Annotated in this window: 21 protein-coding genes and 1 pseudogene; 4 read left to right on the forward strand and 18 right to left on the reverse strand. The window is 75.2% G+C overall.

Features of this window, described 5'->3' with window-relative positions; all coding sequences use genetic code 11:
* Positions 1-40 precede the first annotated feature (40 nt).
* The 4 genes and pseudogenes from NFX44_RS11945 to NFX44_RS11960 all read right to left on the reverse strand — a co-directional run bounded on the left by NFX44_RS11945 (position 41) and on the right by NFX44_RS11960 (position 2831).
* Complete coding sequence (locus tag NFX44_RS11945; RefSeq protein WP_262283581.1) at positions 41-199, reverse strand: hypothetical protein; 159 nt, start codon at positions 197-199, stop codon at positions 41-43.
* Positions 200-284: 85 nt separating this feature from the next.
* Positions 285-395: pseudogene (locus NFX44_RS11950) on the reverse strand (YetF domain-containing protein); the annotation flags it as partial.
* A 29-nt stretch (positions 396-424) separates the two neighbouring features.
* Positions 425-1468 (reverse strand): ATP-dependent DNA ligase, encoded by a 1044-nt coding sequence (locus NFX44_RS11955; RefSeq protein WP_262283583.1) that lies wholly within the window; start codon positions 1466-1468, stop codon positions 425-427.
* A 181-nt stretch (positions 1469-1649) separates the two neighbouring features.
* Complete coding sequence (locus tag NFX44_RS11960; RefSeq protein ID WP_262283927.1) at positions 1650-2831, reverse strand: erythromycin esterase family protein; 1182 nt, start codon at positions 2829-2831, stop codon at positions 1650-1652.
* Between the two features lie 347 nt (positions 2832-3178).
* On the opposite strand from NFX44_RS11960, the gene NFX44_RS11965 reads away from it, so the two are divergent.
* Complete coding sequence (locus NFX44_RS11965; protein ID WP_262283584.1) at positions 3179-4762, forward strand: PP2C family protein-serine/threonine phosphatase; 1584 nt, start codon at positions 3179-3181, stop codon at positions 4760-4762.
* 34 nt (positions 4763-4796) lie between these two features.
* On the opposite strand, the gene NFX44_RS11970 is transcribed toward NFX44_RS11965, so the two are convergent.
* The gene (locus tag NFX44_RS11970; protein ID WP_262283585.1) at positions 4797-5120 is read right to left on the reverse strand and encodes an STAS domain-containing protein; all 324 of its coding nucleotides are present in this window, start codon (positions 5118-5120) and stop codon (positions 4797-4799) included.
* A 185-nt stretch (positions 5121-5305) separates the two neighbouring features.
* Between NFX44_RS11970 and NFX44_RS11975 the strand changes: the two genes are divergently transcribed.
* On the forward strand, positions 5306-6061 hold the full coding sequence (locus NFX44_RS11975) for a peptidylprolyl isomerase (protein WP_262283586.1): 756 nt from the start codon (positions 5306-5308) through the stop codon (positions 6059-6061).
* A gap of 123 nt (positions 6062-6184) precedes the next feature.
* Here the strand turns inward: NFX44_RS11975 and NFX44_RS11980 are convergent, their stop codons facing one another.
* Positions 6185-6754: a snapalysin family zinc-dependent metalloprotease gene (locus NFX44_RS11980; RefSeq protein WP_262283587.1), complete on the reverse strand. Its 570-nt coding sequence runs from the start codon at positions 6752-6754 to the stop codon at positions 6185-6187.
* Between the two features lie 132 nt (positions 6755-6886).
* Between NFX44_RS11980 and NFX44_RS11985 the strand changes: the two genes are divergently transcribed.
* Positions 6887-7864, forward strand: a complete 978-nt coding sequence (locus NFX44_RS11985) for a DUF2804 domain-containing protein (protein ID WP_262283588.1) — start codon at positions 6887-6889, stop codon at positions 7862-7864.
* A 49-nt stretch (positions 7865-7913) separates the two neighbouring features.
* On the opposite strand, the gene NFX44_RS11990 is transcribed toward NFX44_RS11985, so the two are convergent.
* The 9 genes from NFX44_RS11990 to NFX44_RS12030 all read right to left on the reverse strand — a co-directional run bounded on the left by NFX44_RS11990 (position 7914) and on the right by NFX44_RS12030 (position 19426).
* Entirely contained in the window at positions 7914-9293 is a 1380-nt protein-coding gene (locus NFX44_RS11990) for a glycosyl hydrolase family 18 protein (protein WP_262283589.1), read from the reverse strand.
* A gap of 159 nt (positions 9294-9452) precedes the next feature.
* Complete coding sequence (locus NFX44_RS11995) at positions 9453-11831, reverse strand: discoidin domain-containing protein (RefSeq protein WP_262283590.1); 2379 nt, start codon at positions 11829-11831, stop codon at positions 9453-9455.
* 91 nt (positions 11832-11922) lie between these two features.
* Entirely contained in the window at positions 11923-13023 is a 1101-nt protein-coding gene (locus NFX44_RS12000; protein ID WP_262283591.1) for a major royal jelly family protein, read from the reverse strand.
* A gap of 113 nt (positions 13024-13136) precedes the next feature.
* Positions 13137-15398: a catalase gene (locus NFX44_RS12005; RefSeq protein ID WP_262283592.1), complete on the reverse strand. Its 2262-nt coding sequence runs from the start codon at positions 15396-15398 to the stop codon at positions 13137-13139.
* Between the two features lie 127 nt (positions 15399-15525).
* Positions 15526-16191, reverse strand: coding sequence for a 4'-phosphopantetheinyl transferase (locus NFX44_RS12010; protein ID WP_262283593.1), 666 nt, complete (start codon positions 16189-16191; stop codon positions 15526-15528).
* The gene (locus NFX44_RS12015; protein WP_262283594.1) at positions 16188-17021 is read right to left on the reverse strand and encodes a metallophosphoesterase; all 834 of its coding nucleotides are present in this window, start codon (positions 17019-17021) and stop codon (positions 16188-16190) included. Before NFX44_RS12015 ends, NFX44_RS12010 begins: the two co-directional genes overlap by 4 nt.
* Before the next feature lie 76 nt (positions 17022-17097).
* Positions 17098-18054, reverse strand: coding sequence for a prolyl aminopeptidase (pip, locus tag NFX44_RS12020; protein WP_262283595.1), 957 nt, complete (start codon positions 18052-18054; stop codon positions 17098-17100).
* A 43-nt stretch (positions 18055-18097) separates the two neighbouring features.
* Positions 18098-18454 carry a hypothetical protein gene (locus NFX44_RS12025; protein WP_262283596.1) on the reverse strand — a complete coding sequence of 119 codons (357 nt, stop codon included), beginning with the start codon at positions 18452-18454 and terminating at the stop codon, positions 18098-18100.
* A 102-nt stretch (positions 18455-18556) separates the two neighbouring features.
* The gene (locus NFX44_RS12030; protein WP_262283597.1) at positions 18557-19426 is read right to left on the reverse strand and encodes an alpha/beta fold hydrolase; all 870 of its coding nucleotides are present in this window, start codon (positions 19424-19426) and stop codon (positions 18557-18559) included.
* Positions 19427-19557: 131 nt separating this feature from the next.
* Here NFX44_RS12030 and NFX44_RS12035 point away from each other — a divergent pair, with 131 nt between their 5' ends.
* On the forward strand, positions 19558-22722 hold the full coding sequence (locus NFX44_RS12035) for a BTAD domain-containing putative transcriptional regulator (protein ID WP_262283598.1): 3165 nt from the start codon (positions 19558-19560) through the stop codon (positions 22720-22722).
* A gap of 19 nt (positions 22723-22741) precedes the next feature.
* Here the strand turns inward: NFX44_RS12035 and NFX44_RS12040 are convergent, their stop codons facing one another.
* From NFX44_RS12040 to NFX44_RS12050, 3 genes are all read right to left on the reverse strand, one after another.
* Positions 22742-24265 (reverse strand): hypothetical protein, encoded by a 1524-nt coding sequence (locus NFX44_RS12040; RefSeq protein ID WP_262283599.1) that lies wholly within the window; start codon positions 24263-24265, stop codon positions 22742-22744.
* A 134-nt stretch (positions 24266-24399) separates the two neighbouring features.
* Positions 24400-25362, reverse strand: a complete 963-nt coding sequence (locus tag NFX44_RS12045) for a sensor histidine kinase (protein WP_262283600.1) — start codon at positions 25360-25362, stop codon at positions 24400-24402.
* Positions 25359-26162: an MEDS domain-containing protein gene (locus NFX44_RS12050; protein WP_262283601.1), complete on the reverse strand. Its 804-nt coding sequence runs from the start codon at positions 26160-26162 to the stop codon at positions 25359-25361. The genes NFX44_RS12045 and NFX44_RS12050 overlap by 4 nt, the downstream gene beginning before the upstream one ends.
* Between the last annotated feature and the right edge of the window lie 40 nt (positions 26163-26202).

Here is a 26202-nt window from a genome sequence, read left to right on the forward strand (position 1 = left end):
GGCGCCGGCACCCGTCGGGTACCGGCGCCCGCCCGCCCGGTCACCGCCGGGCCTGTTGCTTCGCCATCTGCGGCTGTTCACCCTTGCCGACCCGCCGCAACGCGTCGCGCAACTGCTGCTCGGTCATCTTGGAGTTCCCCTCGATGCCCGCGCTGTGGGCCTGCTGCCGCAGCTCGTGCAATCGGTCACGGTCACCCATGTCGAGCCTCCTCCGTGGGCTGGCGCGGGCGGCTCCGCGCGCCACTCCGTCGTCGGCTTCCCGGGCGGGTCGGGAACAAACGGCTTCAATCCCGGCCGCGCCGACCGTCGCGAGGAATGACGCCGAACTGGCCCTGGGACTCCATCCGGACCTCCATGACGTCGGTGAGGTGCTCGATGCCCTGCTGTCGGAGCTGGGTGTTCCGGCGCAGCATGCGGCCGTCGCTCACGCGGTGCGCCTCCCCGGCCGGTCCGTCGCTGGACCGTCCGTCCCGCCGGCGCCCAGCGCCTCCGGACCGTCGGTCAGCGGGGGCAGGTCGCCGGCGGCCAGGTCGAGCCGGGGTCGCAGGTGCCGGACCCGGTGCCGCCAGCGCCCGTGCTCGTACGCCGTGTCGGCCTCCACCTCGACGACGAGGTCCTGGCGCACCGGCGTGTACGGCAGCGGCGGCGCCGGGTTGAGCTGGCCGGTCCACCCGCCCGGCAGCGGCTGCGGCCAGGGGTGATCCGGCGCGGCGGCCGGCTCGAGCAGCCCGGCCAGCTCGCGGCGCTGCTGCCGGCGCAGCGGGTGGGTCCGCCCCAGGTAGCGCAGCCGGCCCCGCTCGTCGCACCGGCCTATCAGGAGGGTGTCCGGGTCGGTCACCGGGCCGGTGACCCCGCCGACGAGGGTCTCCACGGTGTGGTGGGCGCGGACCTTCTGCCAGCCCCGCCGCCCCGGCTCGTACCGGGCGTCGCACCGCTTGACGACGATCCCCTCGACGCCCGCGTCGGTCCAGGTCCGGAGCCACTCCCGGGCCTCGGCCGGGTCGCCGGTCTGCGGGCAGAGCACGAGCCCCGCGGGTGCGTCGCCGAGCAGCGCCGCCAGCCGCCGGCGCCGCTCGGCCAGCGGGACGTCGAGCAGCGGCTCCCCGTCCGGGCCGCCGAGCAGGTCGAAGGCCACGAAGTGCGCGGGATGGCGGTCGACCAGCGCGGCCAGCCCACGCCCGGCGGTCACGCGCCGCTGGAGCAGGGCGAAGTCAGTGCGGCCCCCCGCCCACACGATCAGCTCGCCGTCGAGCACCGTGCCGGCGGGCAGCGACCCCAGCGTCCGGGCGACGTCCGGGAAGTAGCCGGTGAGATCACGGCCGGCCCGGGACTGCAGCCGCACAGCGGCATCGTCGCGGAACCCCAGGGCCCGCCAGCCGTCCCACTTCGGCTCGTACGCCAGCTGCCGGCCGGTGGGCAGCTCCGCGACCGGCGCGGCGAGCATCGGGGTGAGCGGTGGACGCAGCATCGGGCCTCCGGCGCGCGGAACCGCCCGGCGGTCGAATACCGGGCGCGGGGCCGGTGCGGGCCCCCGGTCGGCTCCGGCGCGCTTACCCGGGCGGCCGGCGGGCGAACGTCCGGCCCCCGGACTGGCGCCACCGGACGGCGTGGCCCGGGACGCTCCCCCCGAAACCACCCGTCGTGGCCGGTCAGACGCCGGACGGCCAGGTCTCGGCCTCGGCGGGCGCCGGGCGGATGGGCAGTGGCCGGACCGCCCGGGAGGTGTCGAACCAGCAGAAGGCGTCGTAGCGCTCCCCGAGCACGGTGGGCACGTAGTTGCCCGGACTCTCCCGCCCCGACCGGTAGACCACGCCGATGGCCCGGTGGTCGATCTCGTGGGTCAGCAGGTCGGGCCGGCCGTCGCGGGGGAAGACCAGCAGCGCCCGGTCCGGGGCGGCGGCGTGCAGGGCGTCCTCCAGCGTGTGGCGGCGCGCCGGGGGGACCGTCATCGTCTCCATGGGCGCGCCCCAGGCCGTGCCGGCCGTCACCGTGCCGGAGTGGGTGCCGAACCCGACAAGCACCACCTGCTCCGGCCCGTACCGTTCCCGGGCCAGCTGGCCGATGTTGACCTCGCCCGCATCGGCCATGTCGGTGGCCCGGGCGTCACCGACGTGGGTGTTGTGCGCCCAGACCACGGCCCGCGCGCCCGGGCCGTAGTGGTCCAGGAGCCGGTCGAGGGTGTCGTCCATGTGCCGGTCGCGGACGTTCCACGACTCCCGGCCGCCCCGGACCATCGCCCGGTAGTAGCGCTCGGCGCCGGCCGCCACCTCGGCGTTCTGCCAGGCGCCGAAGTGATCCGGCCCGTCCGCCGCCGCCCGCTCGCGGAGCCCGGCCAGCAGCGCGACGACCTCCTCCTCGCAGCGGTGCGGGACCAGGCGGGTGGCCAGGGCGTACCGCTGGGGATCCTCGTCGTACGGCTCGAAGCAGCGGTACGCGGTCAGCGCGGCCGGCACCTGGTCGGGGTCGTGCTCCCGCAGCCAGGTGAGGATCTCCCGGAGCGACTCCCAGAGCGAGTAGACGTCGAGGCCGTGGAAGCCCACCCGTTCGGCCTCGTCCACCCGCGCGTTGTGGTCCCGCAGCCAGCGGGTGAAGTCGGCGACCTCCTCGTTCGCCCACATCCAGGTCGGCCAGCGCTCGAACGCGGCCAGCGCCGCGCGCGGGTCGGCGGGGGCCTCGGGGCGGCAGCGGACGCTGCGGTCCACCCGGTCGCAGTCGGGCCAGTCGCCCTCGACGGCGACGAACGAGAACCCCCGCTCCTCGACGAGCCGGCGGGTGACGGCCGCCCGCCAGGTGTAGAACTCGTGCGTGCCGTGGGTGGCCTCGCCGAGCATCACCACCCGGGCGTCGCCGACCCGCTCCAGCAGCGCGTCCAGGCTGCCCGGGCCGGTCAGCGGGGTCGCCAGCGCGGCCACCTCGTCGTCGTAGCGTCCCATCCCGCCGCCGTACCCGTTGCCGCTCGCGCCATGCCCCGCCGTGGGTGCGCGCCGGCGTCCCTGCGGGAGGCGGGCGCCGATCCCACGCTGGACGGGCCCGGTCGGGCGACGATGAGCGGAGGGCGGCCAGGAGCGGAACGCGGCCGCCCGCCCGCCCGAGCCGCCGTCGCCGGCCCCCGGGACGCGCCGGCGCTCCCGCGACGGCGGGGCTCGGATCCGCCGGGAAAGCTGGCTAGGCTGCCGGCATGGCAGACGACACCCTGCCGCGCGTGGCCGCCGAGCCGGCCGCACTGTCGACCGTCGGGCCGTCGGCCCCGTCGACCGCCGACTCCGTGGTGGCGGCGGTCCGGCAGGTGCTCGCGACGATCCCGGCGGGCTGCACCTGGCTGCTGCCGGTACGGGCACCGGACGGCACGGTGGTCGACTTCGTGGTGGCCGCCGCCAGCGCGCAGGGGCGCGACGTCCACGGGCGGGGCGCCGGGCGGGTGGGCCAGCCGCTGAGCACGCTGTATCCCGGGATGGTCGCCGGCCCGCTGTGGCAGGCGTACCAGGAGGTGCTGGCCACCGGCGAGCCCGCCCACCTGCCCGACTTCCGCTACGCCGGCCACGGCGCGGGGGTCGTGGCCGACTCGGTCTTCGACGTGAGCGTGCACCGGGTGCTGGGCGGCCTGCTGGTCTGGTGGCAGCGGCTGGACGAGCACCGGCTCCGGCTGGCCCGCACCGAGCTGCTGGGCAGCCTGGGCTGGGCGGAGTACGACCTGGTCACCGGCGGCACCGAGTGGTCACCGGGGATGTACCGCATCTTCGAGCGGGATCCGGCGCTGGGCCCGATGTCGCGGGCCGATCAGCGCGCCGCGCTCCTTCCCGCCGACCAGGGTCTGCGCGAGGCCGCCTGGCAGATGCTGGACAGCGGCGCGGCGTCGGACGTCACCGTGCGGTTCCGCGCGGGCGGGTCCGTCAAGCACCTGCGGATCCTGTCCGACGTGGCCCGCGACGAGGGCGGCGCGCCGGTGAAGGTCTACGCGGTGGTCCAGGACGTGACCGCGCGGGAGGACTCGCGGAGCGCCATCGAGCAGCTCCGCGACCAGCTGCGGACCCGGGAGACGACCGCGCTGGCCGAGCACCGCCTCGCCGGGCAGCTCCAGAACCTCATCCAACCGGTGCCCCGCGAGCCGGTCGCCCTGGCCGGGCTGGAGGTGCTGGTCGGCTACCTGCCCGCGGAGAGCGCGCTGCGGGTCGGTGGCGACTGGTACCACGCCGAGACGATGCCGGACGGGTCGGTCGTGCTGGCGGTCGGTGACGTGGCCGGCCACGGGCTGGAGGCGGCCAGCGGGATGGCCCACCTGCGCTTCGCGCTGGTCGCCTGGCTGTCGATCGGCATCCGCGACCCGGCGGTGCTGCTCGGGCACATGAACCGGCTCTGCGGCCAGCTGGAGATCACCGCCACCGCGGTGCTCGCCGTCTTCGACCCGGCGACCCGGCGCCTGGCCTGGGCACGGGCCGGGCATCCGCTGCCGCTGCTGTCGCGGGCGGGCACGACCGGCGACCTGGGCCGGCCCGCCGGGATGCTGCTGGGCGCCGACCCCGCCGCCCGCTACCCGATGCTCACCACCGAGCTGCGCGGTGACGACGTGCTGCTGCTCTACACCGACGGCCTGACGGAACGCCGCGTCGGTAACCCGGAGGACCAGGTGGCGGCGGTGCGTGCGGCCCTGTCGGATTTCTCGGGCCGGCCGGGGCCGCGACACCTCGCCCGGCTGCGCGACGCCCTGCACCGGCCCAGTCCGGACGACGACACCTGCACCCTGGCCGTCCGCGTGCTGCCCTGAAGTCCTCGTCGCGGGTGTCTCGGTGCGCCCGCGGTCAGCCGGTCGCGTCGCCGGGATGCCGGAGCAGGTCGCCGACGCCGGTCAGCTCCAGCAGGGTGGCCACCGCGCCGGTGGCGTTGACCAGGTAGAGCCGGCTGTCCGCCGCCCGCGCCCGGTGGTGCGCCGTCACCAGCGCGTGGATGCCGGTGGAGTCGAGGAACTCCACCGCGGCCAGGTCGACCACCACGACCGGGGCGTCGTCCACGGCGCCCAGCAGCGTGCCGGTCAGCCGGTCCCGGGCGGCCAGGTCGCACTCGCCGGCCAGCCGGACCACCGTCCGTCCCGGCTCGCGGGAGGTCCTCGCCTGGAAGGACGCCATGGGCAGCCACGCTTTCTCGCCGGCACCGGCCTGGTCGGCGCCATCATGTCACCTTTCGGTGTGCCGGTCGCCAACCCGGGGGATGGCGTCGACCGCGGCGACGCGGCGTCGACCCTCATCGACATCCGGTCGCCGCCTCCATAGACTCCGCTCTTTCTGGTACCACGAGTCCAGGGAGGACCCACGTGTCGAGCGAAACCCGACCGCACGCCGCATCACCACTGCTGGCCCGTCTCGCCGGGGTGGCGGTGGTCTCCGCCGCGCTGGTCGCCACCGGTGGCGTCGCCGCCTCCGCGGCGCCCGCCCCGCCGGCGCCCACGAAGGGCCCGTGCGCGTACACGCCGACGCCGGACGAGCCGGCCGCCCGGCCGGTGCCGCTGCCGCCGGACCCCCGCCGCACGCCGGACCGGGGCACCGTCCGGGTGACGCTGCGGACCAACCAGGGGCCGATCGGGCTGACCCTCGACCGCGAGCAGGCCCCGTGCACCGTGCAGAGCTTCCTGCACCTGGCGCGGCACCGGTTCTACGACCGGACGCCCTGCCACCGGCTCACCGCGTACCCGACGCTGAAGGTGCTCCAGTGCGGTGACCCGTCCGGCACCGGCGAGGGCGGGCCGGGCTACCGGTACGCCGACGAGCTGCCGACGGACCTGCCGCCGGCGCCGACCGACCCGACCGGGGTCCGCCGTCTCTACGCCCGGGGCACCCTGGCCATGGCCAACGCCGGCCCGGACACCAACGGCAGCCAGTTCTTCCTGGTGCAGTCCGACTCGGCGCTGCGCCCCAACTACACCGTCTTCGGCTCGATCGACGCGGCCGGGCTGGCCACCCTGGACCGCATCGCGGCCGGCGGGATCGCCGCCACGCCGGAGGACCCGGCGCCGGTCGACGGTGCGCCGGCCCTGCCGGTGGAGATCTGCAAGGCCACCCGGGGCCGCTGATCCGCAACCCCGGCGGGGCGGTGCCGCCAGCGCCCCGCCGGGTCCCCGGTGGACGCCTGAACCGGGACCGCCCGGCCGGGGCGGCTGTCCGCCGCCCCGGCCGGGCGTCCTGGTTGCGGTCGGTCAGCGCTGGGCGCCCGCGGTGGCGGGGGCCGGCCAGCTGCCGGTGAAGATCTGCGGCGTCGTCGCGTTGCGGGCGGCGGCGAAGCCGAACAGCTGGTCGACCCGGGCGGCCTCGGTGGTGCTCGGGTACGGGTTGGTGCAGCTGGTGCCGGCGCTGCCGCCGGACATCAGGATGGCGCAGTTCCCGTTGTAGTTGTCGGGCAGGCCGAGGATGTGCCCGATCTCGTGGGTCATGATCCGCAGCGGCGAGTACTGCTGCGCCTGGTAGTAGTCGATGACGACGCGGCCGTTGCCGAGGCTCGTGCGCTGGGCGTACGAGCCGCCGCCGTAGGTGTAGTAGATCATCAGGTTCGAACCGCACTGCGCCATGTTGATGTTGTTGGTGCGGTTGTTCCAGATCGAGGCGGCCTGGACGGCGTAGCTGGCGAACGGCCCGGCCTGGCTGGTGTTGTAGCAGACGTTGCGGACGGCTGCGGCGGCCGGCGCCGCGTCGACGGTGACGGTGCCCACCGCCGCCAGCGCCGCGGTGGCGACGGTGGCGAGGAACCGGGTGACCTTGGGTAGACGCATCGCTCACTCTCCTTGTGGGACGGGGTCGAGCGGGGACCGGCACAGCCTATATATCGGCTACCTTCGATATCAAGCATCGACGGAAATCACTCCCGTAGACCGTCCGCGCGCCGGAGCCGGTAGCCTGCGTCGATGACGCACGAGCGGGAGATCACCGAGCCGGTGGACCTGTGCCGGCCGGACGGACGGTTGAACCCGGCGGCGATGGGCTGGAGCCGCCGGCCGCTGCACCGGGCGAACCTGCGTGGCTGGGGCCGGGCCAAGCGCTGGGAGCACTGGGGCGTCGTCACACCGACGCACATCGTGGGACTCGTCGCGTCGTCGCTGGACTACGCGGGCGTGCACAGCCTCTACCTGCTCGACCGGCGCAGCGGGATCGAGCGGACCACCGAGGCGGTCGTCCCGTTCGCCCGCGGCGCGGTGCTTCCACCGGTCAGCGGCGCGGGCGCCGTGCGGGCCCGCGGCGGTGGCCTGGTCGTCGAGATCGACCAGCGCCCCGACGGCAGCACCGTCCGGGCCACGGCGCCCGGCGTCGAGGTGGACCTGGTGGTGCCCCTGCCGCCGGGGCACGAGTCGCTGGGCGTGGTGGTGCCGTGGAGCACCCGGCGGTTCCAGTACACGCACAAGGACGTCGGCCGGCCGGTGCGCGGCACGCTCCGGGTGGACGGCACGGCGTACCCGGTCGACACCGAGTCGTTCGCGGTGCTCGACCACGGTCGCGGCAAGTGGCGGTACGCGGTGAGCTGGAACTGGGCCGCCGGGTGCGCGCCGGGCCGGGCCCTCCAGCTCGGTGGCAGGTGGACCGACGGGACCGGCGCGACGGAGAACGCCCTGTTCCTCGACGGCCGGCTGCACAAGATCGGCGCGGACCTGGCCTGGAGCTACGACCGCGCCGACTGGCTGCGGCCGTGGCGCGTCACCGGCGACCGCGTGGACGTGAGGTTCCACCCGTTCCACGAGCGCGTCGCGCGCACCAACCTCGGCGTGGTGGCCGGGGAGACCCACCAGTGCTTCGGGCACTTCTCCGGATGGGCCGCCACCGACGACGGCGAGCGGGTGGACCTCGACGGCCTGGTCGGCTGGGCGGAGGAGGCCCGCAACCGCTGGTGACGGCCGAGCCCCGCCGCGCCGGGCCGGCGCGGCGGGGCCACGGTCGCGGTCAGGCCGGCAGCCGCCAGACCTGGTTGGCGCCGCCGAAGCAGTCCCAGATCTGCAGCCGGGTGCCGTTGGCGGAGCTGTTGTCGGTGGCGTCCAGGCACTTGTTGGACTGCGGGTTGCGCAGGGTGCCGTTGGACTGGGCCTGCCAGACCTGGGCGCCGGTGCCGTTGCAGTCCCAGAGCTGCACCTTCGCCCCGTTGGCGGTGGAGCCGCTGGTCACGTCGGCGCACTTGCCCAGCGCCCGGAGGGTGCCGTCGCCGGCCACCGTCCAGCTCTGCGCGGCCGTGCCGTTGCAGGTGTAGAGCTGTACCGCGGTGCCGTTGGCGCTGCTGGCCGCGGCGACGTCGACGCACTTGCCGCCGATGCCGGTGATCGGGCCGGTCCGCCCGCTCGGCGGCGGCGTGCCACCGCCCATGACGGTGTCGTAGATCGCGCTGACCAGCGAGGTCGCGCCGGTGGTGTCCTGCGACAGCTCCCAGTTCATCATCCCGCCCGCGTTGGCCAGCGCCCACTGGGTCTTGCGCTTCACGGTCGGCACGCCGTTGTAGCACTGCTGGGCGCCGCTCACCGTGGTGCAGTCCCGGTTGGCGTTGGCCGGGTCCATGCCGACCAGGGCCGAATAGGTGTAGTAGCCGGGCCGACTGTAGAAGGGCACGCCGAGCACCGCCTTGGCGGCCGGCAGGCCGCGCGACTTCCACAGGTTGACGCTGTTGATCGACCAGTCGTAGTTGGCGTGCGGGCTGCCGCCGTCGTACGCCATGATGTTCAGCCAGTCGACCGAGCCGAAGACCGCCGGCGGCACCCCGTCGACGTAGTAGCCCTCGGAGACCACGGCGGCGGTGAGCAGCTTGCCGCGGCTGTGCAGGGCGCTGCCGAGCTGCTGCATGAGCGCGGTGTAGTTGCTGGCCGAGGCGCCCGGGTCGGGATATTCCCAGTCGATGTCGACGCCGTCGAGGTTGTACTGGTTGACGAAGTTGACCACGTTGGTGACGAAGGCGCCACGGGCGCCGGAGTTCGCGGCGAGCGCCTCGAACGCGGAGTCGTTGCCGTCGTTCCAGCCGCCGATCGCGATCGACACCTTGACGTTGTTGGCGTGCCCGAGCGACACCAGCGAGGAGAGCTTGCTGGGGTTCTCCACCGGGCGCAGGCTGCCGTCGTTGTTGGGCAGCGCGAACGCGTAGTTGATGTGGGTGAGCTTGCCGTACTGGATGCTGTTGACGCTGCCGCTCCAGGACGGCATGTAGCCGACGCTCTTGAAGTTGTTCGGCAGGACGACGGCCTCGGCGGCGGCCGGCGTGAGGGCGAGCGTCGCGGCGGCGGTGGCGAGCGCGAGCAGGCCGGCGGCCACGGGGGAACGGCGGCGGAGGCGCGGTGCGGACATCGAGGGCCTTCCCGGTGCAGGGGGCCCCGCGCCGCCCGGCCGGCGCTGGTCGGGACCTGCGCGGCCGAGCGGTACGGGTCGGACGGGGGATGGTCTTCCTCGAGGTAGGCCAAATATTAAAGAGTATTAACTAAGCCGTCAACGATGTCTTTCGATGGCTCAGCCGGAGTGGACCTCCAACTGGGCGAGCTGCCCGGCCGGCCAGCCGGTGTTGCCGGTGAAGCGGACCTGCACGTACCGGGCCGGGGTGGCCGGGAAGGTCAGCGTCACCTGGTTGCCGGTCGCCGGGTCGAACACCCGGCCGGCGGCGGCGACCAGGCTGCTCCAGCCCCCGCCGTCCGTGCTGCCCAGCACCGAGAGGGTCTGGGTCCGCGCCTGCCAGGCCGCCGACGGCGGGAGCCGGAGCACCACCCGCCCGACCGGGGTGGCCGCGCCGAGGTCCACCTGGACCCACTGCGGGAAGGCGTTGTTGGCGCTCTCCCAGTAGGTGTCGGGGTTGCCGTCGACGACGTTTCCGCTGCCGTAGCTCTGGGTGTGGCTGCTCTCGGTCGTCGGCCGGCCCCGGGCCAGGTCGGTCGGCGCCGCCGGGTCGGTGGTCACCGTGACCGCGTTCGAGGGCGCCGAGACGGCGCCGGTGGTGTCCCGGGCGACGACCGTGAAGGTGTACGTGGTGGCCGGGCTGAGCCCGCTGACCGTGGCCGCCGTGCCGGTGACCGAGGCGACCGTGCTTTCGCCCTGGCGTACCTGGTAGCCGGCGATCCCGTCGGCGTCGGTGGCGGCGGTCCAGGCCAGCGACACGCTGGTGGCGGTCCGCCCGGTCACCGCCAGGCTGCCGGGGGCGGTCGGCGGGGTGGACGTGCCGGTGGCCGCGTACACCTCGACCTGCGCGAGTTGGGCGGCGGGCCAGGCGGTGTTGCCGGCGACGGCGACCCGGACGTGGCGGGCCGTGGTGGCCGGCACGGTGACGGTGGCGGTGTTGCCGGACGTCGGGTCGAACCGGACGCCGGCCGACGCGGCCAGGGTGGTGAAGGTGACCCCGTCGGTGCTGCCCTGCACCGACAGCGTCTGGGTCCGCGCCTCCCAACCCGGCGGCACGGCGAGGACCAGGCGGGCCACCGGGTGGGCGGCGCCCAGGTCCACCTGCCACCACTGCGGGAAGGCGCTGCCGCCGGACTCCCAGTAGCTGCCCCGGTCGGCATCGACGGCGTTGCCGGCGACGAACGGCCCGTTCTGGCTGCTCGCCGACGCCGGCCGGCCGGCGGCCAGGTTGCCGCCCGGCGGCTGGCCGCCCCCGGCGACCGGCGGGGTCGGCCGCACCGCGGTCAGCGCGAGCTGGCCCTTGAGCATCCGCCCGCCGTCGGCGGTTATCCGCAGGTAGTAGTCGGCCGAACAGAAGGTGCCGTCCTCGTCGAGCGCCCGGGTGCCGGCGCCGGCCGGGGTCGTCGCCGCCGTCTCGCTGGTCTTGGCGATCTGGTTGCCCTCGTTGAACTCGTCGAACATCGACACGTAGAGGCCCTGCGCGCCGAGCCGCACCATGTTGTAGAGGTGCCGCCAGTAGAAGTCGCCGTGCCGGCGGTGACCGGCGGACAGGTCGCCGGGCATCACGCAGGGCTGGTAGTCGATGCCGTGCGCCACGCAGTCGGCCAGGTCGGGGACGTTGACGTTGGTGTGGAACCAGTCCAGCCCGTCGAGGGTGCCGGTGCGCCCGACCATCCACGGCGAGAGCATGTGGAAGGCGTGGTAGACGTCGGCGAAGCCGGGTCGGGAGTCGTTGATGCCCTGCCGCCAGTAGGTGGGCACGCCGCCGATGACGTAGCACCCCTGCGCGGTGAGCCACCGCACGACGTCCAGGCAGGCCGCCGGGGTGAACGGGCGGGCGTCGTCGTTGAACCCGAAACCCCAGACGCAGACCACCGGCCGGCCGTTCTGCCGGGCGTACGCCGGTGAGGCGGTGTGCGCCGACATCCGGGTCGTCCAGTCCTCCTTGAGCTGGGACTGCATCGCCGTCCAGCCGGTCACGTCGTACATGACGTAGAACTTGCGGCCGAACCGCTCGGCGGCGGAGCGGACCTTCGCCGCCATCGCGTCGCGGGTCGGTCCCTCGTCACCGAACGGGTTGAACCGTTGCAGCGCCGCGGTGTCGCAGCCGTACTCCTGCATCCAGCGGAAGTGGGTGTCCACGGTCTGCTGGTCGTAGGAGGAGAAGAGCGTGGCGGGCTGGCCGTTGCCCAGGTTCGGGTAGGCGGTGGAGTAGCCGCGCGCGTACTCCCGCATGTCGGGCCAGGACACGATCGTGGTGTTGGCCGGGGAGGGGGACTGGAACCGGTCCCGGCTCCAGTGCCACCAGCCGCCGATCGGCGCGCCGTCACCGGGGCAGCTGAACCAGCCCTGGTAGCCGACGGAGACCTTGCCGACCACGTCGCCGGGAGGACTGGCCGCGGCGGCGGCCCGGGTGAGGGTGGGCACCAGGTCGGGGAGCGCGGCGAGGGCGGACCCCGCCGCCACGGACCGGATCAGGGTACGGCGGGTGAGCGCCATGCGGACCGCTCCTTCGGGGAAGGAAGAAATTGACGGTCATCATGGCAGTGCGCGACACTCGATCGCAATACTTAAACAAATCGATGAAAAGTCAGCGCAGCCGTACCGGTCCGGCGTCGATGCGCACGCGGAACAGGGCGTACGGCTTGCGCCGCAGGTCGGTGCCGCCCTGGTAGTTCGCCTGCCGGTGCAGCTGGTTGGCGGTGACGTAGAGGTGGCCGTCGGCGGCCACCGACATCGTGTCGGGCCAGAGCAGCCGCGGGTCGTGCACCACGGTCTCGAACTCGCCGTCCGCCCGGCGGCGCAGCACGGCGTTGTGCTCGTAGGAGGTCAGGTAGAACGCGCCCGAGTCGTCGGTCTCCAGGCCGTCCGAGCCGCCGCCCTTGTCGCCCTCGTCCACGACCGTGGCCGCCACCTGCTCCTCGCGCAGCGCCCGGTCGGCGAGCGCGTCGGTCGCCACGCTGTACCAGCGGCGCGAGGCGAGCGGGCAGTAGTACAGCCGGGAACCGTCGGCGGAGATGGCGATGCCGTCCGAGCCCATGGCGACGGGCTTCGGCGGCCCGTCGGCGGGGCGCTCCAGGAACGGCCGGCCCTCGACGACCGGCCGGAACGAGTCCAGCGGCTCCGCCTTCGTGGACGGGTGGTCGTGCAGCCGCCGCCACGACGCGCCCGTGGCCAGGTCCACCACGACGATCCCGTTCGGCCCCGAGCCGGAGGAGTCGGTGAGGTACGCCAGGCCGGCGTCACCCCGGCGCAGGTCGAAGCGCACGTCGTTGAGGTACGTGGTGGGCAGCACCACGTCGGTCGGGAAGGTGATCACCTGCCCGACGGTGTCGGTGTCCAGGTCGACCCGCACCAGCTTCGGCCCGCCCGGCTTCGTCGGCTGGAACATCGGACTGCCGGTGTCCACCACCCAGAGCCGGTCCGCCGGGTCCACCACGATGCTCTGCACCGAGACGAAGGCGTGCCCGTCGTCGTCCCCGGACGGGCTGTTCCAGGACTCGTCCGGGAAGGGCGCCTCCCGGCCGTCGCGCAGCTCGACGACGGTCGCCGGCACCTCGTCTCCCCACTTGGGGAAGTTCACGAAGACCCGGCCGGTGTGCGACACGCTGACCCCGGTCGGCATCGGCCCGGTGAAGGTGTGCACGAGTTCCAGGTCACCGACCGGCTCGCCGCCCATGGGTCCGTTCATCCGCCGCTCCTGACTGTGAGGCCCCCGTCCTTCCCGCCGAACCGGGGCGCAAACACCGGTGCCCACACGGCCGGAGGGGCGGCCCCGTCCGGGGCCGCCCCTCCGGCGCCTGCTCAGGAGACCGAGGCGGGGAACCGCTCCCAGACCCGGTGCGCCGCCATCAGCTGCTGCACCGTGCCGAAGACCTCGGCAGCGGAGTCGCCGGTGACCACACCGGGCGTGCCCGCCACGCCGGCCTGGCGCAGCACCTCGGCCCCGGCGCCCCAGGCGCCGATCGCCTTGGCGTGCCGCCAGGCCTCCTCGACCAGCAGCAGCACTCGGGGGTCGACGGTGGCGGAGCCGGCCGCGCCGGCCTTGGCGTCCCGGGCGGGCAGCGCGTCCGGTGCGGGCGCCGGCGCCGCGGCCAGCAGGACCGCGTCGAACTCCACCGACCGGCCGGTGGCGAAGGTGCGCTGCACCGGCAGGTCGCCGACCAGGCCGCCGTGCGCGGCGATCAGCAGCGGCACCATGCCGGCGGCGAACACCGCCCGCCGGACCTCGCCCACCCCGTCGAGGTCGCTGTCCGCGTCCACCACGATGCCGACCATCCGGCCGTCCGCCGGCCACTCCCGGCCGACCTGCGACAGGGCCGTGCTCGGCTGCACCTCGGCCAGCGGCACGGTGGGCTTCGGCGCCGGCAGGCCCAGGCCGGTGGCGACCTGCTCGCACAGCACGGGGTCGATGTTGGCCAGGCACCGGAGCTGGCGCTCCTTGATCGCCTGGTGGTAGCACTTGCCCAGCTCGAAGGTGTACGCCCGGATGATGTGTTCCTTCTCCACCGGCGACATGCTCAACCAGAACAGCCGTACCTGGCTGTAGTGGTCGTCGAACGAGGCCGGGGCCGCGCGCACCTTCGGGGCCTCGGCGACCGTGACCGGCGTGTCGACGAACGCGTTCTCGCGGTCACCGGCCGGGAAGGGGTTGCCCCCGTCCAGCGAGTTCGGCCGGTAGGGCGCCACGCCCGCGTGCACCGCGTGCTGGTGGAAGCCGTCCCGGAGCATGTCGTTGACCTCGGCGTGCGGCCGGTTGATCGGGATCTGGGTGAAGTTCGGCCCGCCCAGCCGGGTGAGCTGCGTGTCGAGGTACGAGAAGAGCCGGCCCTGCAACAGCGGGTCGTTGGTGACGTCGATGCCCGGCGGCAGGTGCCCGAGGTGGAAGGCGACCTGCTCGGTCTCGGCGAAGAAGTTCCGCGGGGTCTGGTTGAGGGTGAGCCGGCCGACCGGCTGCACCGGCGCCAGTTCCTCCGGCACGATCTTCGTGGGGTCGAGGAGGTCGATCCCGGCGAAGGTCTCCTCGGGGGTGTCCGGGAAGACCTGGATGCCCAGCTCCCACTCCGGGTACGCGCCGGCCTCGATGGCGTCGTAGAGGTCGCGGCGGTGGAAGTCCGGGTCGATGCCGCTGATCAGCTGCGCCTCCTCCCAGGTCAGGGAGTGCACGCCCAGCTTCGGCTTCCAGTGGAACTTGACCAGCACCGTCGTGCCGGCCTCGTTGACCAGCCGGAACGTGTGGACGCCGAAGCCCTCCATGGTCCGGTAGGAGCGGGGGATGCCGCGGTCGGACATGTTCCACATGGCGTGGTGCTGCGCCTCGGTGTGCAGGGAGACGAAGTCCCAGAAGGTGTCGTGGGCGCTCTGCGCCTGCGGGATCTCCCGGTCCGGGTGCGGCTTGCCGGCGTGGATGATGTCCGGGAACTTGATCGCGTCCTGGATGAAGAACACCGGCATGTTGTTGCCGACCAGGTCGAAGGTGCCCTCGTCGGTGTAGAACTTGGTCGCGAACCCGCGGGTGTCGCGGACCGTGTCCGCCGACCCGCGCGAGCCGAGCACCGTGGAGAAGCGGACGAAGACCGGGGTCTCCCGGCCCTTCTTCAGGAAGGCCGCCCGGGTGACCTCCTCGGCGGTGCCGTAGCCGACGAAGACGCCGTGCGCCCCGGCGCCGCGCGCGTGCACGACCCGCTCCGGGATGCGCTCGTGGTCGAAGTGGGTGATCTTCTCGCGCAGGTGGTGGTCCTGGAGCAGCACCGGGCCGCGCGGACCGGCCTTGAGCGAGTGGTCCGTGTCGCGCAGCCGGGCCCCGTTGGCGGTGGTGAGGTAGGCGCCCTGCTGTCCCTTGGCGATCTTCGGCACGCCGGTTTCCGCGCCGGTCGGGGTGCGCGTGTCCGGGGCGCCCTGTTCCTCCTTCGGCGGCAACGGACCGTGCGGCGTCGTCGGCTCCTCGAGAGACGGTGGGGCGCTGCCCGGCGCGCCGGGCACCTCCGGGGTCAGGACGTCGGCGACCTTGCCGGCCGCGGCCTCCACGACATCCTTGACGACCTTGGCGGGCTTGCTGGAATCCATCAGGACCTGTCCTCCATGCGGGGTAAACGACCAGGCCCTCAAGGCCCTACCCTGGCCTCAGGTGGGCAAACTCGGACCACTCGGGCAGGTGAGAGCGTTCGCTCACGGCCCGGCGGCCGCGACCCGGTCAGGGCTGCCGGGGCACGGCCACGGCCGTGATCACCAGCCCGCCGGCGACCAGCCACCGGCCGCGCAGCTCGGCCAGCGGCGGGCCGCCGTCGACGCGGGTGGCGTCGACGAGCACCCGGGCCGTGAAGCGTCCCCCGGCCGGGTCGACGGACAGCTCGGCGTCCTCGAAGCCGAGCCAGCGCCCGGTCAGCGGGTACCACGCCTTGTAGACCGACTCCTTGGCGCTGAACAGCAGCCGGTCCCAGTGCACGGCCGGGTGGGCGGCGCGCAGCCGGGCCAGCGACGCCGGCTCGCCGGCCGTGGTGACCACCCCGGTCACGCCGTCGGGCAGCGGCTCGTGCGGTTCGGCGTCGATGCCGAGCCCGGCCAGCGCGGTGTGCCGGGCGACGGCCGCGGCCCGGTAACCGTCGCAGTGCGTGATGCTTCCCACCACGCCGGCCGGCCACCGCGGCTCCCGCTTCGGGCCGGGGCGGATCGGCGCCGGGGCGTACCCGAGGCGGGTCAGGGCCTCCCGGGCGCAGCGGCGGGCGGTGACGAACTCGCGGCGGCGGGCCTCCACGGCCCGGGCGAGCAGGTCCGCCTCGCCGGGGTGGGGGACCTCGCCGGGGATGTCGGCGAACGCCTCGACGGCGACCGCCGACGGTGGGAGCAGCCCTTCGATCACGCGGCGCCGCCGAGGACCCGTCGCATCGGCCGGGGCTCGCCGCCCCGGCGGCCCCACTCGCGCGGGTAGCCCAGCGAGACCTCCTCGAAGCGGACCCCGTCGTAGTGGGTGGTCCGGGGGATGTGCAGGTGCCCGTAGACCGCCACGGCGGCGCGGTACCGCAGGTGCCAGTCGGCGGTGCGGTCGGTGCCGCACCACTGGGCGAACTCCGGGTACCAGAGCACGTCGGTGGGCTGGCGGACCAGCGGCCAGTGGTTGACCAGCACGGTCGGCAGCACCGGGTCGACGGCGGCCAGCCGCCGCTCGGTCGCGGCGATCCGCTCCCCGCACCAGGACTCCCGGTCCGGGTGCGGGTCGGGGTGCAGCAGCATCTCGTCGGTGCACACCACTCCCGCCGCGTACGCCGCGCGCAGCGACTCCTCCTTCGTGTCGGTGCCGGGGGCGCGGAACGAGTAGTCGTAGAGCAGGAACAGCGGCGCCACGGTGACCGGCCCCTCCGGACCGTGCCACACCGGATAGTCGTCCTCGGGAGTGAGCACGCCCAGGTCGCGGCACATCGCGACCAGCGCGTCGTAGCGGGCCTGGCCGCGCAGGGTCACCGGGTCGGCCGGGTGGGTCCACAGCTCGTGGTTGCCGGGCACCCAGACCACCCGGGCGAACCGGTCCCGGAGCTGCCGCAGCGTCCGCTCGATGTCCGCGAACACCTCGCCGACGTCGCCGGCCACGATCAGCCAGTCGTCCGGCGACTCCGGCCGCAGGCCGTCCACGACCGCGCGGTTCTCGGCGTACGACACATGAAGGTCACTGACCGCGAACAGCGCACCCGTCACCCGGCCGATCTTGCCAGCGCCGCCGCCCGTCCGGTAGGCGCGGACGCGGCGGTGTCGGAGGTCCGACGCGGGACGCTCAGGTGAGCAGGTCGGCGAAGTGGTCGGTGGCGCGGAGCAGTTCCCGGGCGATGCCCGGCTCGGCGGCCGAGTGGCCGGCGTCGGGCACGATCCGCAACTCGGCCTCCGGCCAGCGCCGGGACAGGTCGTACGCGGACACCGGCGGGCAGCACAGGTCGTAGCGGCCGTTGATGATCACGGCGGGGAGGTGGCGGATCCGGTCCACGCCGTCGAGCAGTTGCGACTCGGTGAGGAACCCGCCGTGCACGGCGTAGTGGGAGAGGATCCGGGCGATCGGCAGCGCCTGCTCCTCGGCGGTGAAGTGGGCGAGCACCCCCGGGTCGGGGCGCAGCGAGGAGTTGACCGCCTCCCAGCGCCCCCAGGTGACCGCGCAGGCCCGGGCCTGCGCCTCGTCCGGCCCGTGCAGCCGCCGGTGGTACGCCGCCAGCACGTCGTCGCGCTCGGCGGCGGGGATCGGGGCGACGAACCGCTCCCACTCGTCCGGCTGGAGGTGGCGCAGGCCGCCCTGGTAGAACCAGTCCCGCTCGCTGCGCCGCAGCAGCAGCACCCCGCGCAGGATCAGCCCGGTCACGCGCTCCGGGTGGGTCTGGGCGTACGCCAGGCCCAGGGTGACGCCCCACGACCCGCCGAACACCAGCCAGGAGTCGATCCCGAGCCGCTCCCGGATCGTCTCCAGGTCGGCCACGAGGTGCCAGGTGGTGTTGCCCCGCAGTTCACCGAACGGGGTGCTGCGCCCCGCGCCGCGCTGGTCGAACAGCACGGCGCGGTAGCGCAGCGGATCGAAGAACCGCCGTGCCGCCGGCACCAGGCCGCCGCCCGGCCCGCCGTGCAGGAAGACCAGGGGTACGCCGTCCGGCCGCCCCACCTCCTCCACGTACAGCTCGTGGCCGTCACCGACGGCGATCCGGTGGGTGGCGTACGGCTCGACGGGCGGGTACAGGCGCGGCTCGGTCATGCCGGACCATCCTGCCCCCTCGGGGCGGGCCGTGCGGGGACGGTCAGCAGGCGACGCTGCTGCCGAGGTTGTCCAGCAGGGCGTCGGCGACCCAGCCGGACACCCCGGTCGTGGTGTCCCTCAGGTAGGTCCAGGTGTAGGTGGTGTGGCCGTTGGCGCTGACCCGGTCGCCGTTGGTGTAGCAGTGGAAGTCGACGCTGTGGCTGAGCTGGCCGTAGCCGAGCGAGCCGCAGGTCGTGTGCGGACCGGAGCGGATGTTGACGTTGGTGGCGTTGAAGAGCGTGCCCAACTTGGTGTCGATGTTGGAGTGTGCGTGGCTGCACGTCGCGCTCGCCGGGCCCGCCGCGCTCACCACCGCCACACCGGTGCAGCCCAGCGTCAGCGCGATCGCCGCCGCCATCGAGGAAACCTTTCGCATGCCGATCAACCCCCGAACGTGAGAACCCCCACACGTACAGTGATCCGAATATTTGCATCTTTCACGGTCGAGGGCAAGGGCGCCTCAGCGGGCCAGCAGCGCGCGCAGCTCCTTCGCCACCTCGGCCGGGGCCTCCTCGGCCATGAAGTGCCCGTACGACACCGGCACGTGCCGCAGGTCCGGCGCCCAGGCCCGCCAGCGCGCCGCCGCGTCGAAGCCGAGCGCCGCGCCCCAGTCCTGCTGGAGCACGGTCACCGGCATCCGCAGCACGGTGCCCGCCGCCCGGTCCGCCTCGTCGTGCGCGATGTCGACGCCGGCCGAGGCCCGGTAGTCCGCCACGATCGAGGGCACCGCCGACCGGCAGGCCCGCAGGTACGCGGCCCGCACGTCGGCGGGGATCGCGTCCGGGTCGCCGGCCCAGAGGTCGAGGAAGTGGCCGAAGAACTCGTCCGGAGCGGCGCCGATCAGCCGCTCGGGCAGCCCCGGCGGCTGGGCCATCAGATAGAGGTGGAACCCGACCGCAGCGGTGACGCCGTGCATCACCTCCCAGGTGTCGAGGGTGGGCAGCACGTCCAGCGCGGCCAGGTGGGTGACCGCCCCGGGGTGGTCCAGGCCGGCCCGGATCGCCACCAGGGCGCCCCGGTCGTGCCCGGCCAGGGCGAACCGGTCGTGCCCCAGCGCCCGGGCCAGCGCCACCACGTCGGCGGCCATGGTCCGCTTGGCGTACGCCGTGCCGTCGGTGTCGGCGGGCTTGTCGCTGTCGCCGTACCCCCGCAGGTCGGGGCAGATGACCGTGTGGTCGGCGGCCAGGTCCGCGGCGACGTGCCGCCACATCAGGTGGGTCTGCGGGAAGCCGTGCAGCAGCACGACCGGGCGGCCGCTGCCGCCCACCGCGGCGTGCAGCGCCACGCCGTCGGCGACGGTGACGCGGCGCGACTCGAATCCGTTGATCATGAGTGGTCCTCTCCGGGTGTGATCGGGTCCCGTCGAGCCTGCCCGGCGCCGGTCAGTGGCCGATCAGCATCGGATGAGTGCCCTGGCCGGGCCGCCGGTGCGCGCGCACCGGGCTGCCTAGAGTGGGCGGGGTGACCAGCCCGCCGCGCGTTCCCGGAATGACGTTCGGGGTGCTCGGGCCGCTGGTGGCGACCGGCGATCGGGGCCCGGTGGCGCTGAAGGGCCCCCGGCAGCGGGCCGTGCTGGCCCGCCTGCTGGTCGCCCGGGGCCGCGTGGTGCCGGTCGACCGCCTCGTCGGCGACCTGTGGGCGGAGCCGCCGGAGGGCGCCGTCGGTGCGGTGCGGACCTTCGTGGCCGACCTGCGCCGGGCCCTGGAGCCCGACCGGCCCCCACGGCAGCCGGCCCGGCTGCTGGTCACCGCCCCGCCCGGGTACGCGCTGGCGGCCGCCCCCGAGGCCGTCGACGCGGGGCGGTTCGAGGCGGCGGTCGGTGCGGCGGGGGAGTCGCTCGCGGCCGGGCCGGCCGGCCCGGCGCTGGCCGCCCTGGACGGCGCGCTCGCCCTCTGGCGCGGCCCCGCCTACGCCGAGTTCGCCGCCGAGCCGTGGGCACGGGCGGAGATCGACCGGTTGGACGAGCTGCGGATGCTCGCCGTCGAGCGGCGCGCCGAGGCGCTGCTGGCCCTGGGCCGGGCCGCCGAGGCCGCCGGCGACCTGCGCGCCCAGGCCGCCGCGCAGCCGCTGCGGGAGGAGACCTGGCGGCTGCTGGCGACCGCCCTCTACCGGGCCGGCCGGCAGGGCGACGCGCTCGCCGCGCTGCGGGACGCCCGGGCCGTGCTGGTCCGGGAGCTGGGGGTGGATCCCGGCCCCCGGCTGCGCCGGCTGGAGGCCGACATCCTCGCCCAGGCCCCGCACCTCGACCCGGCCGCCGCCCCGCCGCGGGCCGGGGGAGCGGCGGAGGAGCGGCGCCCGTTCGTGGGGCGCGAGGCCGAGCTGGCGAGCCTGGTGGGACTGGCCGAGGAGGTGGCAGGCGCCGGCCGGCCCGCCCTCGCGCTGGTCTCCGGCGACGCCGGCGCGGGCAAGACCGCGTTCGTCGAGGCGCTGGCCGGCCGGCTCGCCGCCGCCGGCTGGACCCGCGCCGTCGGCCGGGTCCCCGAATACGAGGGCGCCCCGGCCGCCTGGCCGTGGACGCAGCTCGCCGCCGCCCTGCCCGACGCCGGGGGACCGGCGGCCGGGCCGGCGCTCCCGGACGGCGGCGACCCGGCCGTGGCCCGCTACCGGCTGCACCGGATCGCTGGCGCCCGGGTCGGCGCGGCGGCGCGGCGCGGGCCCGTGCTGCTCGTCCTCGACGATCTGCACCGGGCCGACGAGGACACCCTCGACCTGCTGACCGCGCTGTTCACCGGCCCCGAGCCGGTGACCGGGCCGGTGTTGGCGGTCGGCACCTACCGAGCCACCGGGATCACGCCTGCGCTCACCGGGGCCCTGGCCCGGCTCGCGCCCACCGAACCGGTCCGCGTCTACCTGGGCGGGCTCACCGAGGCCGAGACGGGCGACCTGGTCCGGGCCGTGGCCGGCGCGGCGGACCCCGACACCGTCCGGGTGCTGCACCGCCGCAGCGGCGGCAACCCGTTCTTCGTCCGGGAACTGGCCCGGCTGCTCGCCGCCGAGGGCGCCGCCGCGCTGGAACGCGTCCCGGCCGGCGTGCGGGATGTCATCCGCCACCGCCTGGCGCGGCTGCCCGAGCCGACCCGGGCGGTGCTGGCGCAGGCCGCCGTGCTCGGCCGCGACCTCGACGCCGACGTGCTGGCCGCGCTGGCCGGCGAGGAGGCCACGCTGGACGCCGTGGACCGGGCAGCGCAGGCCGGTTTCCTCACCCCCGACGGCACCCGGTTCGCCCACATCCTGGTCCGCGACACCCTCTACACCGACCTGTCGGCGCCGCGCCGGGCCCGCTGGCACGCCGCCGTCGGGGCGGTGCTCGAACGCCTCCGGCCGGACGACGTCACCGCCCTGGCCCACCACTTCGGACACGCTCCCGGCCCGGACGCCGCGACCCGGGCCGCCCGGTACGCCACGGCCGGCGCCGAACGCGCCGAGCGGCGCTGCCACCCGCACGAGGCGGCACGGCTCTGGCAGCAGGCCGTCGCCGCCCACGACCGGGCCGGCGGGAACGACGTACGCGGGCGGCTCGCCGCGGTCATCGGCTGGGGCCGCGCCCTCGCCGTCACCGGCCACCTCGACCGGACCCGCCGGCTGCGGGCCGAGGCGGTCGCCACCGTCGAACGCCTCGCCGACCCGGGGCTCACCGCGGACGTGCTGGCCGCGTTCGACGTGCCGGCCGTCTGGACCCGCAACGACGACGAGGAACTGTCCCGACGGATCGTCGCCGCGGCCGGAGCCGCCCTCGCCGCGCTCCCCGGCGACCAGGCGGCCCGGCGCGGCCGGCTGCTCTGCACCCTGGCCCTGGAACTGCGCGGCGACACCGGCGACCGGGGCCGGCGGGCGGCGGCCGAGGCGGAGGAGATCGCCCGCCGCGTCGACGACCCGGCCCTGCTGGCCCTCGCGTTCAACGCCCGGTTCATGCACACCTTCGACCGCGCCGGCCGAGCCCCGGAACGCGCCCGCATCGGCGCCGACCTGGTCGACCTGGCCGCCCGGCACGGGCTGGTCACCTTCGAGGTGCTCGGGCACCTCGTCGCGCTCCAGGCGCACTGCGCCCGTGCCGACCTGGCCGCCGCCGACACCCACGCGGCCGCCGCCGACCGCCTTGCCGCCCGCTACGAACTGCCCCTGGTCGGCGTCTTCACCGACTGGTACGCCGCCCTCCGGCTGGCCGTCACGGGACGCGGCGCCGAGGCCGATGCGGCGTACCGGGCGGCGGCCGTGCGGCTCGACGCCGGGCAGATGCCCGGCATGGCCGCCGGACTGCTGCCGTTCGCCCTGCTCTGCCGGCGGTTGTCCACCGGCGACGACCCCGGGCCGGCGCTGACCGACGCCGCCCACGCCGGCCCGTACGCGCCGTGGGTCCGGCCGCTGGCCCTGCTCGCTGCCGGGCGCCGGGACGAGGCGGCCGCCGCCCTGCGCGCCCTGCCGCCCTCGCCGCACGACCTGCTGCGCGAGGCCCGGCTCTGCGTCGCCGCCCGGGCCGCCCTCGCCCTCGACGACCGCCCCACCATGGCCCGGCTCCACGCCGCCCTGCTGCCCGCCGCCGACGAGCTGGCCGGCGCCGGCAGCGGCGTGCTCACCGTGGGGCCGGTGGCCCGGCACCTCGCCGACCTCGCTGCCGCCCTCGGCTGAGCGCGGCGGCGGGGGCGGGTCAGGCGTTGGCGGGGACCCCACCCTCCGGACCGGCCGCCGGCTCCCCGGTGACCTCCGCCCCGGGGGCGGACCGCTGGGCCGGGGTGCGCACCGCGAACGCGTCGAAGCTCGGCCGGTCCAGGGAGGCGCGCTCCAGGAACGGCTCGGCGGTGGGCCGCTCGCCGTCGGCCGGCTCACCGGGCTCCGGGTCGGCCGGAGCGGCCGGCACGACGGGGACGGCCACCAGGGCCGGTGCGGGCACCACCACCGGGGTGGCCTCCGCGGGCGTCGCGGCCGGACGCGGCGCGACCATCGGGTACTCGGCCGTCTCCACACCGCCCGCGGCGGCCGCCATCACCGCCGCGGCGGCCAGGTCGGCGACCCGCTTGGCCTCCCGCTGCACCCGGGCCCGGGTGTCCTTCGCGTGCTGCTCGGCCAGGTCCGCCGCCCGGCGCGCGTCCTCCAGGCGCTTGGTCTCCGCGGTCAGGTCCCGGCGTACGGCGACCAGCTGCTCCTCCAGCGCCGCGCCCTCCTGCTCGACCGTGGCGATCTCCCGGCGGGTGTGCTCCAGCTGCTGGCCGACCGTCTCCAGCTCGGCCTGGAGCTGGGTGAGCGTCTCCTGCCGCTGCTGGATCTCCTGCTGCACCGCACCGAGCTGCTCCTGGTGCGCCGCGTTCTCCTCGTCGGCCCGCTCGCGGACCTCGGTGGCGTACTGCTGGGCCTCGGCGACCAGGGCGGCGATGTCCCGCTCGGCGGCGCTGGCCCGGTCGGCCAGCTCCTGCTCGGCCGCGGCCCGCTGCTCGTCCAGCTCCCGGGCCATGGTGGCCTGCCACTGGGCCAGCTCCTGCTGGGCCTTGCTGCGGTTGGCCTGCACCTCCTGCTGGATCTGCGTGCGCGCCGCCTTCACCAGCGCCTCCGACGCGGAGCGGGCCTGCTCGACCTGCTGGGCGCTCTGCTCCGCGAGCCGCTGCGCCTCCTGCTGGGCGCGGTCGTGGGCGGCCTGCCCCTCGGCCCGCAGCTTCTCGGTCAGCTCCCGGATCGCGGTCAGCTCCGCCTGCGCGGCGGCGTGCTGCTCCTCGTCCGCCCGGTCCTGCTCGGCCCGGCGGGTGGACAGCTCCTCGGCCAGCTCGCGCCGCTCCCGCTCCGCCTCGTCCCGGGTGGTGGCCAGCACCTTCTCCGCCTGCGCCTGGAGGTCGGCGGCGCGCTTCGTGGCCGCCTCGGTGATCTGCCCGGCCTGCTTCTCGGCCAGGTCGAGGATCTGGTCGACCATCGGGCCGAGGTCGCGGAAGGACGCGCGGTCCACCTGCGTGGGGCGCTGGCGCAGCTCGGCGGCCTCGGTCTGCGCCCGCTGCGCCTGCGCGGTCAGCTCCCGCATCTGGGCGTACGCGCGGTCCCGGTCGGCGGTCACGGCGGTCAGCTCGCCGTCCATCTGCTCGACGTACCGGTCCACCTGGCGTTTGTCGTAGCCGCGCAGCGCCTGGTCGAACCTCGGCCGCGCGGACACGTCGTCGTGGGGTGCGAACGGTTCCTCGCCGTTGGACATGCGCCATCCTCCGTCGGTTCGCCAGCGCCAGGCCGGCGGATGACCGCCCCGCAGGGCATGATGAGGCGCAACGGTACCGCCGTCGGCGCGCGGGTTCCGCCCCGCCCCGCCCACGACCGCGAATGCGATCCGACTCAGACCGGGAAGTACGGATTTCCGGCGGTCAGGCGGATGGTGAAACCGTCGGTGTCCCGGTGCAGCGCCACGTGGTTGCACGACTGGTGGCTGATCCACAGGCCCAGGCCGCCCGCCGCGCCGTTCCCCGCGGGCAGCAGGCCGGCGTAGGGGTCGCGGGGGCCGGGACCCCGGTCGTGCACGGTCACCACCATCCGGTCCGGTGCGCTCCACAGCCGCATCCGCACCGGCGGCGCACCGTGCCGCAGCGCGTTGCTCACCACCTCGCTGACCGACACGACCAGGTCGTCGAGGTGGTCGACCGGGAGCTGCCCCCGGTAGGCGGCGCGGACCGCGTCGCGCGCCTCGGCCGGGCTCGGGTCGACCAGCTGGACCGCCGGTGCCGTCCGCTGCACCGGGTCGGGGAGCATCGGGCGGTGCTCGGCCAGGTAGCGCGCCGGTTCGGTGTAGACGTCGGTCGGCACGTGGCTGCCGTCCGGCAACGCCACCCGGGGGTGGGTCCGCGCCACGTCCGCCAGCACCCGCGCCGGCGTGTTCCGTGTGTCGTACGCGCACATGCTCCACAGCGGGAAGTCGTCGTAGGCGTGGTTGATGGCCGACTCGTAGCGGGCCCACCAGTCCCAGGTGGATCCGAGCACGGCCGGCGGCAGCTCGCCGACGATCCGGATCTGCCGGGCGCCGTCGGCCACGTACGAGCCCAGCAGCTTCCGGTAGGAGCGGATCGCCGGGGTGGGGCGGGCGTAGACGTCGCCGCCGGGCAGGAAGGTGACCCCGGAGCCGGCGGGGAGGGCGCGCCGGACCAGCTCCGCGTTGCGTCCGCCGAAGCCGACCACGGTCGGCTCGCCGGCCTCGACCCCGCCGAGCAGGAACGGCAGCACCACGGCGAGCAGGTGCTCGTCCGAGTCGTAGAGGATCGCCTCGTGGTAGTAGCCGACGTGGCCGGCCGCGGCGCCCGTCCTCACCGGACCACCTCCACCCGCACCTCGGTCAGGTCGAGCAGCTCGACCAGCCGGGCCGCGGCGGAGCGCGAGGTGCGCAGCACGGCGGTGGCGTCGTGCCGGCGGGCGAGGTCGCGCAGGTGCAGCAGGCAGCGGTGGTCGACGAAGCGCAGCCCGGTGGCGTCGAGCACCAGCCGGCCGTCCGCCGGTCGCGGGTCGGCCCGGTCCAGCGCGGCGGCGAAGAGCCGGTGGTTGGACGGGTCCAGCTCGCCGCCCAGCTCGATGATCGCGTCGCCGCCACCGGCGTGCAGCCGGAACAGCACGTCGGCGTTCGTCTCGGGGTGCATGCAGGCCAGCTCGGCGATCGCCGCGTCGCTCAGCTCGCGCCGGTCGTAGGCGCAGACCGCCGACATCGGGTGGTGACGCATCCAGCGGTCGATGAGGTGCTCGTACCGGGCGAAGGCCTCCCGCTGGGCGGGGGAGCGGACCAGCGTGGTGGCCTCGGCCACCACCCGCAGGCCGGTGTAGCCGGCGGCCAGCGCGTCGCCGGTGGCCGCCGCGTACGCCCGGACCTGCTTGTCCGGATCGACGATCTCGTCGTGGCGGTAGGCGTCCTCGACCGAGAGCAGCCGGAGCGCGCGCCGGCCCAACGCGGCGTCGAGACCGGGGAGACGGTCCAGCCGGCGGGTTAGGGAGTCGCGGTCGCCGGGGGCGACCAGCCAGACCTGCTCGCCGGCCGCGAGGCCCGCGGCCAGGTGGGCGACCGCCCGGGCGTCGAGGACCGCCGGGTCGTCGTAGGCCAGGCAGGTGTGACCGTATGTCATCGACGGCGCGCTCGCGCCGGTCACTCTGCCTCCCTCACCG

Source organism: Micromonospora sp. MA102, from assembly GCF_025460765.1.
In the GTDB taxonomy this organism is placed as follows: domain Bacteria; phylum Actinomycetota; class Actinomycetes; order Mycobacteriales; family Micromonosporaceae; genus Micromonospora; species Micromonospora halotolerans.